The organism is Noviherbaspirillum suwonense, assembly GCF_900182955.1.
Classification (GTDB): Bacteria; Pseudomonadota; Gammaproteobacteria; order Burkholderiales; family Burkholderiaceae_D; genus Noviherbaspirillum_A; species Noviherbaspirillum_A suwonense.
The window spans coordinates 143183-155753 of record NZ_FXUL01000006.1; the positions used below are offsets into that span (position 1 = coordinate 143183).

The window sequence follows — 12571 nt, forward strand, 5'->3', positions numbered from 1 at the left end:
CAGGTGGTGGCGGAAGAATCAACGCGAGGGCTGGGGCTTGGCGCGTTCAGCACTTCAACCGAAACAGCTTCTAAAGAAATTCGTGAATCCTTGTGCCATCCAGGAAAAAAATGCGAGCAATCCTTTCCTGGACTTGGGCGGCAGTGGCGCCGCGTGACTGCTTTTATCCTGTGACATTGGCATAGGCATAGGCATAGGCATCCGCGCAGGCGTATTGTTCTCGGTCCTCGGGATCATCAATGACTGATCGATCAACGGACTCCGCTCGCTGGAAAAACTAGCGATTTCACCAATCTTCGAGGTCAATGCCATTTGCTCCGGGGGCTTGGGGGCGAGCATTGGCGCGGGGTGAATGATTTCGGCAGCCACCGGTTCATTGCCCGAAGTCCGGTTTGTTTTTCGCGCTGCGGCTTCCAATGGCCGGGTAAAATTTTTCAGCCGGGGGCGTCGTGTTTTTCTCCTTGGCGGAGGACCTTGATCTGTCTCGCGGTGCTCGGCGGCGGACTGCGATGCTTTTTTTTCAAGTTCAATTGGCGCCATGATTGATGCAGATGAACGCGCAATCCCGGTCGTGATTTCTGCCGGCCTTTTCAGGATCGTTTCAAACAGCACGCGCATTTCACCGGCTTTAATGTCGTGATCGAGAACATCTAACGCCGAGTGTTCAAGCTCGGCCAGGGCAGCCTTGGTTTTGTGATCATCCTGCAGCCGGTGCTCAACTGAAAATTTAGCAGCTACGCCAAACATCAACTCGGCACATTGCATACGCTTGTCACGCTTGGTCGGACTTAACACACTGGCGAGCGATCGTGTTTTCCCTTTTCTCATCGACACATAGATTTCTGATGAGCCCTTCGTTTTACGCACACGAATCGGCGGATCTGGAACAACGCTTGCGCTCTCCTTCTGAAGATTATTCCTCGCATGGCTTACGTCTTCAAGAAAGGAGAAAATTTGCTGCGCATTGGTATTGCGAGTAATGCCTAACGTTTTATTCATTTTATTTCCCTATCATTCTGGTTCGCTGCCCCCGACTGCGCCAATGTCATACCGAAGCTGCTTTTTCAGTACCGCTGGAAAGTGGATAGTCAAAGCATGGCGACATGAACGCATTGCTGAGTCACGGTCCTTGTAAGAAAGACCAGGCGCCGACAAGCCTTCGCAGTCCTATGGGGCAGCAATGCCGAAGCGCTTGGGCGCCGCCGGGCAGCTGCGCGCCCAGGCAAGGTCGGTTGGCATCGATCATCCCGGACGGCGGCGAGAAAACGTCGTGGCGCGTTGGGGAAGCGGAAAAGATAAAGTTCAAATGCTTTCAAGCCGTATGCAATCAGGCAATCGAATACGCTCATAAACGGCCGGGAAACCGTTCTATGAATATAGATATGTACAGAGGATCAGAATTTGTATTGTTCTATATATATGCCGAAGACCGCCCATGCACTCTTGCAATTGCCTCCGGCGATCGCCGCCGCCATCGAAAAACTGGGCGCGGACCTGGCAGTTGCCCGCCTGCGCCGCGGGGGAATCATTGAGGACCTGGGCGGGGCGCATGGGGGTGTCCGTGCCCACGCTGCAGCGGCTCGAAGCCGGGGATCCGGCGGTCGGCATCGTCGCGACCGCGCCCTGGCTTATCCGGCGCGATGGTGAACTGGGAAATCTTGCGGCGCCCGAACACGACCAGGGCGCGATCGAATTGGATGTCCGCGAAGCTGTCAAACCGGAGGGGGCGCAGGCGTCTGCCGAGGTCCGTATCGGCGCAAGCCGGCCAAAGCGCTGCCATGCGCCTAAACGACTTGTTCCTTTGCTGCCTGGGCGAGACGTCCAGGCAGTGCGGCTCGCGAAGCATCACCCGCGCCGCGCAATGAAAAAAGCCGGCTTGCGCCGGCTTTGCTTCGATCAGATATTTTCCAGGAAGGTCTTCAACGTGTCGGACCGCGACGGGTGCCGCAGCTTGTTCATCGCCTTCGCCTCGATCTGGCGGATGCGCTCGCGGGTCACGTCGAACTGCTTGCCGACTTCTTCCAGCGTGTAGTCGGTCGACATCTCCACGCCATAACGCATGCGCAGCACCTTGGCTTCCCGCGGCGTCAGCGAGTCCAGAACTTCCTTGACCGCATTGCGCATCGACGCATGCAGCGCCGCGTCGATCGGGGCCAGCGTGTTGTTATCCTCGATGAAGTCGCCGAGCTGGGTGTCGCCATCCTCGCCCATCGGGGTTTCCATCGAGATCGGCTCCTTGGCGATCTTCATCACTTCGCGGATCTTGTGCTCGGGCATTTCCATCTTCTCGGCCAGCGTCGCCAGGTCCGGCTCGCTGCCGGTTTCCTGCATGATCTGGCGCGAGATGCGGTTCATCTTGTTGATGGTCTCGATCATGTGCACCGGCACCCGGATCGTCCTTGCCTGGTCGGCGATGGCGCGGGTGATGGCCTGGCGGATCCACCAGGTCGCATAGGTCGAGAACTTGAAGCCGCGGCGGTATTCAAACTTGTCCACTGCCTTGAGCAAACCGATATTGCCTTCCTGGATCAGGTCCAGGAACTGCAGGCCGCGGTTCACGTACTTCTTCGCAATCGAGATCACCAGGCGCAGGTTGGCCACGGTCATCTCGCGCTTGGCCTGGCGGGTGCGCATTTCGCCGGCCGCCATCTGCTTGTTGATGCGGCGCAGTTCCGGCAGCGGCAGCGCGACCCGTTCCTGCAGCGCGACCAGCTTGGTCTGCAGTTCCTTGATGGCCGGGACGTTACGCGCCAGCACCACGCTGTACGCATGGCCGCCATTGACTTCGCCATCGACCCAGTCGAGATTGGTCTCGTTGCCCGGGAAGACCTTGATGAAATGCAGGCGCGGCATGTTGCAGCGGTCCACGGCCAGGGCCAGGATCTGCTTTTCGATATGGCGCACTTCATCGACCTGCGAGCGCAGCGTGTCGCACAGCGCCTCGACGGTCTTGGCGGTGAAGCGCATGCCCAGCAGTTCGTGCGAGATGATGTCCTGCGCCTTCGCATACGCCGGCGAGCCGTAGCCTTCCTTGGCGGCGGCGCGGTTGAGCTTGTCGAACTGGGTGCGGATGGTTGCGAACTTTTCCAGCACGCTCTTGCGCAGCTGGGTCAGCTGTTCGCCGGAGAAGGTGGACGCGCCGCCGACGCTGGTGGTCGCGGCTTCGGTTTCCTCTTCCTCGTCTTCCAGCGCATCCTCGTCTTCTTCATCGTCCTCGTCGTCGCTGGCCGCGCTGGCAGTCTGCGCCGCATCGTCGCCGCTGGACAGGTCGACCAGGTCGTCGACGATGTCGTCGACCTTGATCTCGTCCTTTTCCAGGCGCTCGGCGGCAGCCAGGATTTCGGCAATGGTGGTCGGGCAGGCCGAGATCGCCTGGATCATGTCCCGCAGGCCGCCTTCAATGCGCTTGGCGATCTCGATCTCGCCGTCGCGCGTGAGCAGCGGCACCGCGCCCATTTCACGCATGTACATCCGCACCGGGTCGGTGGTGCGGCCAAAGTCGGAATCGACGGTGGACAGCGCGGTGGCCGCGGCAGCCTCGGCTTCGTCATCGCTGGCGACAGTAGCCACGTTGTCCGACAGCAGCAGCGTTTCGGCGTCGGGCGCGCGCTCGTAGATCGCAATGCCCATGTCGTTGAACGTGCCGATCATGCTTTCGATCGCTTCGGTGTCGCCGACATTGGTGGGCAGGTGGTCATTGATCTCCGCATAGGTCAGGAAACCGCGCTCCTTGCCCAGGTTGATCAGCGTGCGGATCTGCTGCAGGCGATGCTGGATTTCCTCTTCGGTCGCGCCTTCGACCGGCTCCTTGCCGGCCTTCTTGCGGTCCTTGGCCTTGCTGGCCGCCTTCAGCTCGGCGCGCTCGACGGCATTGAGCGCCGCCACTTCGTCGTTCTCGGGCGTGAATTCGGACGGCTTGCGGCCGCGCCTGCCCGGCACCTTGACCGACGGCAGGACGTAGCCTGACGTGTCGATCGCGGCCAGCGCGGCGGCGTCGGTCGTCTGGCTGACTGCCGGAGCCGTGGCGCGCACTTCGGCGACAGGCTGCGCCTGCGGCTTGACGACGACTTTCTTGACCGCGGCTGCACGCGGCTGGCTGGCGGCCTGTTCGGCAGCCTCGGCTTGCGGCGCTTCCACCTCGCCCGGCTTCGCAACGACACGCGTACGCTTTCTGACCACCGTGACCGGTGCTGCGGCCTGGGCCGGATCGAGCGGTTCGACCAGCGTGGCTTTCGGTTGTGCCTTGGCATTGGCGGCCGGCTTCACGGGTTTTGCGGACAGGGTCAGTGTTTTAGCGGTATTTTTCATTGCGTCGATATCAGGTCGGACAAGGCTTGCGCTTTATGGAATGCCGGAAGCCCGGTCTGGGCCACCGGCGTCGCAGGCATGGCGGTAAGGATAGAAGGTAAGGTCGTTAGGTCGGAATTCAACCTGCAGGTTCCGTAGTCGACCCGCATGATAGACCGTCATGCATGCTGCGTCAGCAAATGACGTCAGATTCAGGGGCTGCTCGTGATATGCCTCAGCATCATTTTGTGGTTGGCTGACAACATCCGTCGGCTTTCAATTCCACCAGTCATCTTACATCCGCACCTTGCGCGGCGCTCGATGCGGCATCAGCGTACCGGAATTAAAAAAAGCCCGCTGTTAAGGCGGGCTTGAATCTATTCCCATGAGGAGATAGAGGAGACAGGCGGATTATGTTGGCTAATGGAAAATAAAGCCAATTGCCCGTTCAGATATCAGACATCCGATTCATGAATAGCAAGCACCGGGCCCTAGCTGCAGGAAGGGATGATTGCGGTGTTCTTACGGACGTTTTGGAGCGCAGTACTGTCATCCTGGGTGAAATTGTTGTCGCTGAACTTGCAGCCGTACTTCGGATCGGCCACGGTTGCCGGCGTCAGGACGTCGTCGCCTGCAGGTTTGATGCCTTTCTGTTCCCAGTTCACCATCGCGTCGAATGCCGCTGCCTGCTCGTTGAACGTGAAGTCGCAATGGCTCACGCCGCGGATCGCACGCTGCACCAGCAAGTTGGACGTACCCTGTTGGTCCGCCCGACGCTTGTAAATCTGTTCCATGCTGAACGGCACGTACATGTCGCCCAGGGTGTGGATCGTCACGACAGGCACGCTGATGATCGCATTGGTCTTGGGCACCCAGCGCAAGCCGTCGGTGCGCAGGCGGTTGGCGTCGGCGACCGGCGTGACCTTGAGAGTCGAGTTGGTGTATGACTGCTCTGCGGCGCTGACTGCCGGGTTGTTATCGAGCTGGTAGACCGTGTTTACCGTCGAGACGACGCGCTCGTTCAGGATGCCCGTGATGGTGCCATCGCTGCCGAAGGTGCCCCACACGGTGTTTTGCAGCGGACCCGCATAACCGACATCGAACAGCGGCCGGGCGCCGCCCGTCAGGTTTTGCACGATCGTCTTCAGTTGCTGGCCTTGCGCGGTCGGCACCGCGGCTGCGGCCGGCGTGGGAGCTATCGGGAAGCTGGAGAACAGCTTGCTGATGACCTGCGGCTGGATATCGGTCCAGTTCGTAACCGGCCAGCTGGTAGCCGGGATGCCGGCTTCCTTCTGTGCTGCGAGCTGGTAGGCGGTGAAATAGTCGAACAGCTCGGTGTCGCCCAGCACGCCGCACATCGGCACGGCGCCGTTGTAGCGGATCTTGTTGTTGGCCGTGCGGATATTTTCCTCGTCGACCGCGGCGGCTGAAATATGGCCGCCCATCGACACGCCGATGATGTAAGTCTTGCTTGGCGCCGCCAGTGTCCTGCCGTTGGCCTTGGCAATGTCGTTGAAAGCCAGCGCCAGCGCATTGGTGTCCTCGACCCCGGCGCGCACGTCGTAGTAATTCCTGCTGTAGCTCGACGCGGCCCAGGCATAGCCCTGGGTGATCAGGTGGCGGCGGATTGCGGGAGTCTGGGCAACCAGGTTGGGACCGGTGCCGGCATAGCCATGGGCATACATCACGAGCATGCCGTTCCAGTTCTTCGGCACTTCGATCGAGTAGGAAGCTCCTTTGTTGACGCCAACCCAGCGATCGGTTTCCGGGGCTGCCGGCGTGCCTGCCGCGTTCGCAAGCGCATTCAATGTCGGAACTACCGGGGTGAAGGTGCGTGAGTCCTGTGGACGGGCGACTTCGACAGCAGCAGCTACTGATGAACTGTTGTTATCGTTGTCGCTGCCGCCGCATGCCGAAAGGGCGAGAACGGCAAGGAGAGGGGTGAATGCATAGCGGGAATTGAAACGGGATTGCCGTTGCTGGGTCATGAACAAGTCTCCGAAGTTTTATATTAGTTTTGCAGTGCGGAACACGGTTCCGTATGTGCACTTTATTGTAGATAGGAAGTTACATGAAAGTAAATAAGGGTGACGCAGATAAATCCATGTCCATCAAACGGGTTGTGGCGAAGGAGGCACAGGAGGTGTGCCTGGACCTAATGCGCGCCAGAGTACGATGCACTTTCGCCGCATCCTTTAATATGCCTCTTTTGCAAGCCGCTTAACGAAAGCCGAGGAAACGCAATGACAGCAGTAGTACGCAGCCTGCTCGAGACCGATCTCTACAAGTTCACCATGTGGCAGGCGCTATTGCACAGCCATCCGGGCGCCCAGACCGAATACACGTTCGCGCTGCGCAATACGCCTGCCTTCCCGCTGGCAGAGCTCAAGGAGGAAATCGACCGGGAGCTCGACCATCTATGCAGCCTGCATTTCCTCGACGAGGAACTGGCCTTCCTGCGCCGCCTGCGCTTCATCAAGAGCGATTTCGTCGATTTCCTGACGGTGTTCCGCTTCCAGCGGAAATTCATTACCGTGACGACGGAAGGCGACAACCTGCGGATACGCGCGGTTGGTCCGCAGGTGCATGTGATGGGATTCGAGATTTTCGTGCTCTATATAGTCAACGAGCTTTACTTCAGGCGCTTTCCGAAGGAGCCGGCCATCAAGGAAGGCCGCCGACGGCTGGCCGACAAGATCGAGCTGCTGCGCCGGTTCAGCAAGGAACTGCCGGAAAAGCACAGTTTCTCGTTTTTCGACTTCGGCACGCGCCGCCGTTTTTCAGGCGAATGGCATGACGAGGTGCTGGCGACGCTGGGACGCGAAGTGCCGATGTACTTCAAGGGCACGTCCAATGTCTACCTGGCGATGAAGCACAACCTGGTGCCGATCGGCACCATGGCCCATGAATACCTGCAGTCCTACCAGTCATTCGGCGTGCGGCTGCGCGACTTCCAGAAGTCGGCGCTCGAGGACTGGGTGCAGGAATATCGCGGCGACCTCGGCACCGCGCTGACCGACGTCGTCGGCATGGATGCCTTCCTCAACGACTTCGATCTCTACTTCGCCAAGCTGTTCGACGGCCTCCGGCACGACTCCGGCGACCCCATCGTCTGGGGCGAGAAGGCGCTGGCGCATTATGCGAAGCTGCGGATCGACGCCAATACCAAGCGCCTGGTGTTCTCGGACGGGCTGGACATCCCGACGGCGATCCGGCTCTACCGGCATTTTGCCGGACGCACGCAGACCGGTTTCGGCATCGGCACCAATCTCACCAACGACCTCGGCATCGCGCCGCTCAACATCGTGATGAAGCTGACGTCCTGCAATGGCCAGCCGGTGGCGAAATTGTCCGACTCGCCGGGCAAGGGCACGATGTGCACCGATGAAACCTTCCTGGCCTACCTGCGCCAGGTGTTCAACCATCCCGCCTAGGCGTCGGCGCGCAGCCGGAACACCAGGTCCCAGACGCCGTGGCCCAGCTTGAGGCCGCGGTTTTCAAACTTGGTCACCGGGCGGTAGGACGGCCGTGGCGCATAGCCGGCGGCGGTGTTTTCCAGCGAGGGATCGGCGCCCAGCACATCGAGCATCTGCGTCGCATAGTCTTCCCAGTCGGTCGCGCAATGCAGGTAGCCGCCCGGCGCCAGCCGCGACGCCAGCAATGCGACGAACGCCGGCTGGATCAGGCGCCGCTTGTTATGGCGGGCCTTGTGCCACGGGTCGGGGAAAAACACGTGCACGCCGGCCAGCGAGCGCGGTGCGATCATGTGATTGACTACTTCCACCGCGTCATGCTGGATCAGCCGCAGGTTGCGCAGTTCCTGTTCACCAATGAGCTTCAGCAGGCTGCCCACGCCGGGCGTATGGACTTCCACGCCCAGGAAGTTGCTGTCCGGCATTGCGGCCGCGATCGCCGCCGTGGTGCCGCCCATGCCGTAGCCGATTTCCAGGATGGTGGGCGCCGTACGCCCGAAAGCGGCATCGAAGTCCAGCGGCGCTTTCTCGTAGGGGAGGCAGAATTGCGGCCCCAGCGTGTCGAGCGCACGCGCCTGGGCTGGCGACAGGCGGCCGGCGCGGGTCACGAAACTGCGGATGCGGCGCTCGGACGGATCGTAAAAAAGGTTCTTGCCGGCTTCGTCGGCGGTGCGTTTTTCGGACATGCGAGAAATGGCTGGCTGGGAAATGAAAAGGCACCGACAGGTGCCTTTCAGGAATATGGAGCGGGTGAAGGGGATCGAACCCTCGTCTAGAGCTTGGGAAGCTTTCGTTCTACCATTGAACTACACCCGCGGGAGAGCGCATTTTACGCGGGATTGAAACGTGCGCGCAATCGAAGAACTCCCAGCGGAAGAACACCCATAACAGTAAGAAGGGCCATGACTGCATGCAGTCATGGCCCTTCACAGGTGTAAAGCTTTCCGACAGATCTCTGCCGAGAAACTATTTTGGCTTATGCCTGCTTGCGGCGCAGGCTCAGGCCGAGACCCAGCAGGCCGAGGCCGACCAGGGCAATGCTGGTTGGCTCAGGGACGTTGTTGAATGCCACGTCCAGCGAACCGTTGAGAACCTGACGGCCGGTGGGACTGAAGTTATTCAGTTGGCCCGACTGGAACGACAGTTGATAGAAAGGCGAAGGCGCCACGAAGAAACCGCTTCCTGCCGTCGACAGATCGAACGTTGTGGTGGTGCCGAAATTACCGCAGTTGATGCCGCTGCCAGCGCCCGTACCGCAGGTTGGGAGCGAAGGGTCGAGTGTGCCCTGGCCGAAGACCGGCATACCGGTCGCCAAGCTGACGTCCTCACCAGTGCCTACGTTAGTGAAATCGCCCGTCGTGCCGGCGGTGAATGCCGTGTCACGATTCCGGTCCAGGAACACACCGAGAGAGCCTGTGCCAGGGGTGAAATTGAAGGTCGTGGCGCCGCCGCTTTGGGTATAGGTGCCGCTCGCCTTGTAGAGGGCGTAGATGCCATAGTCAGAACCGAGTCCGCTGCGGCCTGCGTCGATCTGTTGCGTGCCGTCGTTGGAAACAAAGGCGGCTGCTTTCCAGTACAGCGACACGTCAAAGGAGTTGTTCGCGCCGAAGGTGGCGATCTCGACATAGTTGCCGGTCATCTTGTCGGCAACGAAATTCGCATTTTCGCCAACTGGATTGATCGTGAAGTCATTGAAGATCGTGCTTTGCGCCGACGCCGCGGTGGAGGCAAAAGCGCAGGCTGCGGTGATAGCGCAAGCCATCAGGGTTTTGCTGAATGTGGTTTTCATGATTTCTCCGAATGATACTGATTCAAATTATTTACTGATTGTAACTATATGGTTACATTTCAGAATAGCATCTGTTTAATGCTTTCACATACCAAAGCAATCCCCATGCCAGTAAATAAAGTACTTAATAATCAATAACCTATGGATTTTGCAACACCATTTTTCTAAAAACTGTAAAAAATACTGACAATTTTAATTTACATTCGAGCAATCAAGTGACCGTTGGAAATGCATGTTGCCGGTTCTTCGCGACATCATCCTATTCCCTCAAAAGAAAAAATCCATGGCCAAAGACCATGGATTTTTTTTGACGTTACAGCTGCTACAGCAAGAACGATCGCGTTAGTGGCGATCAAGCCATAACTTAGGCCTTCTTGCTAGTACGGCGACGGCTCAGACCCAGACCGACCAGGCCCAAACCCAACAGCGCGATGCTGGCTGGCTCAGGAACGTTGCCGAAAGCGACGTCCAGCGAACCGTTGATCACTTGACGGCCGGTAGGCGTGAAGTTATTCAGTTGGCCCGATTGGAAAGACAGTTGGTAGAAAGGCGAAGGTGCGACGAAGTAGCCTTTGCCATCAGCGGTCAGATCGAACGAAGTCGTCGAACCGAAGCTGCCGCAGTTGATGCCGGAGCCCGAACCGGAGCCGCAGGTTGGCAGCGTTGGGTCCAGGGTGCCCTGACCTGCCAGGGGCTTGCCGCTAGCCAGCAGGATGTCGCCGGTGGTGCCGGTGCTGGTGAAGTCGCCAGTCAGTTCAGGCGCGGTAAAGACGGTGTCGCGGTTCGGATCTTTGAAGACGGACAGGGAGCCGGTGCCTTCGGAGAATTTGAACGTGGTGGCATTGCCGTTGCGGCTAACGGTGCCGCTTGCGGTGTACAGCGCATAAATGCCGTAGTCAACGCCCAGACGGGTCAGGCCTGCGTCGAGCTGCGAGGTGCCGTCGTTTGCAACGAAGGCTGCGGCTTTCCAGTACAGGGAAACGTTGAACGTGTTGTCTGTATTGAAGTTGGCGATCTCGACATAGTTACCGGTCATCTTGTCAGCGGTAAAGTTCGTGGTCGTGCCTGGGATCTGCACCGTGAAGTCAGGGAAGATCGTCGATTGCGCCATCGCTGCGTTGCTGCCCAGGGCGCAAACTGCGGTGACTGCAACTGCCAGCAAGGTCTTGCGAATCATTTTGGTCATTCTATTTCTCCGAGAGTGTTGAATATTTTCCACTTACCGAGCCTCCCCTGATTGGATTAGCTCACGAAGCGTTAATGTATTTATTTGAGTCTATTATTCTGTTGTCCGACGAGGACCTATAAGCAGTAACCGTGCCAGATACGCTAAGTATTTATAAATCAATGGCTTACGATTTAATTGTATTTATATAAAGTTTGGCTTGTAAAGATAATCGACAGATCTCTCAGGAAACATTTCCTTTATAAAATGTTGTTTGTAATTAATACAAAATTTGACAAAATTGGAAACATTCCCTTTGGCATTGATTTAAAGAAAACTTTTCGTATAAGAAACGAAGATCAAGCCGCGCGCACTGAAAAATTCTTGAAATGGTATTTTATTGTTTTAAATCAAACATGAAATTTTTTCACATGTTAGTAAAGCCGGCGGCGCTGCTTCCGGGATGTTGGCACCCTGTTTTTATAGAGGAAATGCTTCGTCACTAGAAGGTTGCGTGGCACCTCAGGTCAATCACCTGCTTATCTTCTGCCGCTAATTGCAAATTGGAAATGTAGTCGTTAGAAAATTAAATGAATATCTTTTCAATTTCTTAATAATAGATCAATCTTTTAATGGCAAGAATTTCAACAATTACCTTTTTTATAATTTCCTCAGTGACACGATATGCAAAAATACTTTGCATTTCGTCTAAATCGGCATATCTGGCCAACAGTGTCTAAATGCTCTTTTTTATAGACGTTTCTTGTCATTTAGTTAGTTGATTTCAAGAAAAACGTGCCGTTCGTCGCCTAAATTCGCACTTGGCGAACCTATTGCGAACACCCCCTTCTAATCTGGCGTGTTGCATTTAGTCAAAACCTTGCACCCAAGGTAACTTTTTATTTGGCAACGATTATTTTAATTTGTAATATTGTGACTAGGAGCCTGACCAGTGTTTGACTATCAAGAGAGCAAGAACCATCTGGACACCGAACTGAATAGCCAGGAAGTAGCGCAAGACGTGCAGATCAAACAGTTGCGCGATGGACAGTCGGGGTATGCAGAGGCTCATGAGCTTGAAGTTGATGAAAGAACATTCCAGATCCGCCTTGCCAATACGGAAACCGTACGCAGTCATGCAAGTTCGTTGATCCACAGGATGTATGCATCGCGCGGCTATACGGTGAACAACCCGCTGCAAGAGAACCCGCACCGCGTGACCATGACCATTTCGGAAAACGACCTGGTGATCGGGACCATCACGCTGGGAATCGATTCCCCGTCCGGCATCCTCGCCGACGAGATCTTCAAGGATGAAGTGGATGCCTACCGGGCGCGCGGCCGCAAGGTATGCGAACTGACCAAGCTTGCGTTTGATCCTACGACGCGATCAAAAATTGCCTTGGCGTCACTTTTTCATATAATCTTCATCTATCTGCGGCGTGTGCAGAAGTGCACCGACATTTTTATCGAGGTCAATCCGCGCCACCGCCGGTTCTACGAACGCATGCTGGGCTTCAAGAAGCACGGCCCGAAGAAGATCAATCCGCGCGTCAATGCGCCGGCTTACCTGCTTTGCGCCGAGACTGACTATATTGAGGAGCAAATCCAGAAAATGGGCGGCACGAGTTCCCATGACTGCGCAGAGAAGTCCCTGTATCCTTATTTCTTCTGCCCAATCAGCGAGAAGCAGAACAAGGCTGCAATTGACAAACAACTGGCCGTGCTGCGTGCGGACCAGGCTAACGCCAACGCGGTCAACGCGCTGGCGGCGATTTACCAGGCAAGCAGGGGCGCCACTTCAGTGGAGCGTTTGACACCATCGCATTAGGGAAAAATGAATATCCGGCGATCATA

The 12571-nt window shown here is 57.1% G+C and carries 8 protein-coding genes and 1 tRNA gene; 2 read left to right on the forward strand and 7 right to left on the reverse strand.

Annotated elements, in window-relative coordinates; all coding sequences use genetic code 11:
• Positions 1-54: 54 nt before the first annotated feature.
• From QOL82_RS10610 to QOL82_RS10620, 3 genes are all read right to left on the reverse strand, one after another.
• Positions 55-999 carry a hypothetical protein gene (locus tag QOL82_RS10610; RefSeq protein ID WP_283442230.1) on the reverse strand — a complete coding sequence of 315 codons (945 nt, stop codon included), beginning with the start codon at positions 997-999 and terminating at the stop codon, positions 55-57.
• An 897-nt stretch (positions 1000-1896) separates the two neighbouring features.
• Positions 1897-4308 (reverse strand): RNA polymerase sigma factor RpoD, encoded by a 2412-nt coding sequence (gene rpoD, locus QOL82_RS10615; RefSeq protein ID WP_283442231.1) that lies wholly within the window; start codon positions 4306-4308, stop codon positions 1897-1899.
• Between the two features lie 470 nt (positions 4309-4778).
• Entirely contained in the window at positions 4779-6275 is a 1497-nt protein-coding gene (locus QOL82_RS10620; protein WP_283442232.1) for an alpha/beta hydrolase family protein, read from the reverse strand.
• A 255-nt stretch (positions 6276-6530) separates the two neighbouring features.
• Between QOL82_RS10620 and pncB the strand changes: the two genes are divergently transcribed.
• Positions 6531-7721 carry a nicotinate phosphoribosyltransferase gene (gene pncB / locus QOL82_RS10625; RefSeq protein WP_283442233.1) on the forward strand — a complete coding sequence of 397 codons (1191 nt, stop codon included), beginning with the start codon at positions 6531-6533 and terminating at the stop codon, positions 7719-7721.
• Here pncB and trmB read toward each other — a convergent pair.
• From trmB to pepA (QOL82_RS10645), 4 genes are all read right to left on the reverse strand, one after another.
• Complete coding sequence (gene trmB / locus QOL82_RS10630) at positions 7718-8446, reverse strand: tRNA (guanosine(46)-N7)-methyltransferase TrmB (RefSeq protein ID WP_283442234.1); 729 nt, start codon at positions 8444-8446, stop codon at positions 7718-7720. The genes pncB and trmB overlap by 4 nt on opposite strands.
• Positions 8447-8502: 56 nt before the next feature.
• Positions 8503-8576: transfer RNA gene (locus tag QOL82_RS10635), tRNA-Gly, on the reverse strand.
• Positions 8577-8736: 160 nt separating this feature from the next.
• A complete protein-coding gene (pepA, locus tag QOL82_RS10640) occupies positions 8737-9549 on the reverse strand; it encodes a flocculation-associated PEP-CTERM protein PepA (protein ID WP_283442235.1) in 813 nt (270 codons plus the stop codon).
• A gap of 364 nt (positions 9550-9913) precedes the next feature.
• The gene (gene pepA, locus QOL82_RS10645; protein WP_283442236.1) at positions 9914-10735 is read right to left on the reverse strand and encodes a flocculation-associated PEP-CTERM protein PepA; all 822 of its coding nucleotides are present in this window, start codon (positions 10733-10735) and stop codon (positions 9914-9916) included.
• 931 nt (positions 10736-11666) lie between these two features.
• On the opposite strand from pepA (QOL82_RS10645), the gene QOL82_RS10650 reads away from it, so the two are divergent.
• Positions 11667-12545, forward strand: coding sequence for an N-acyl amino acid synthase FeeM domain-containing protein (locus tag QOL82_RS10650; RefSeq protein WP_283442237.1), 879 nt, complete (start codon positions 11667-11669; stop codon positions 12543-12545).
• Positions 12546-12571 lie beyond the last annotated feature (26 nt).

Coding starts and splice junctions, on each gene's coding strand:
- QOL82_RS10610 (WP_283442230.1), bottom strand. CDS start 999: ATGAATAAAACGTTAGGCATTACTCGCAATACCAATGCGCAGCAAATT.
- rpoD (WP_283442231.1), bottom strand. CDS start 4,308: ATGAAAAATACCGCTAAAACACTGACCCTGTCCGCAAAACCCGTGAAG.
- QOL82_RS10620 (WP_283442232.1), bottom strand. CDS start 6,275: ATGACCCAGCAACGGCAATCCCGTTTCAATTCCCGCTATGCATTCACC.
- pncB (WP_283442233.1), top strand. CDS start 6,531: ATGACAGCAGTAGTACGCAGCCTGCTCGAGACCGATCTCTACAAGTTC.
- trmB (WP_283442234.1), bottom strand. CDS start 8,446: ATGTCCGAAAAACGCACCGCCGACGAAGCCGGCAAGAACCTTTTTTAC.
- pepA (WP_283442235.1), bottom strand. CDS start 9,549: ATGAAAACCACATTCAGCAAAACCCTGATGGCTTGCGCTATCACCGCA.
- pepA (WP_283442236.1), bottom strand. CDS start 10,735: ATGACCAAAATGATTCGCAAGACCTTGCTGGCAGTTGCAGTCACCGCA.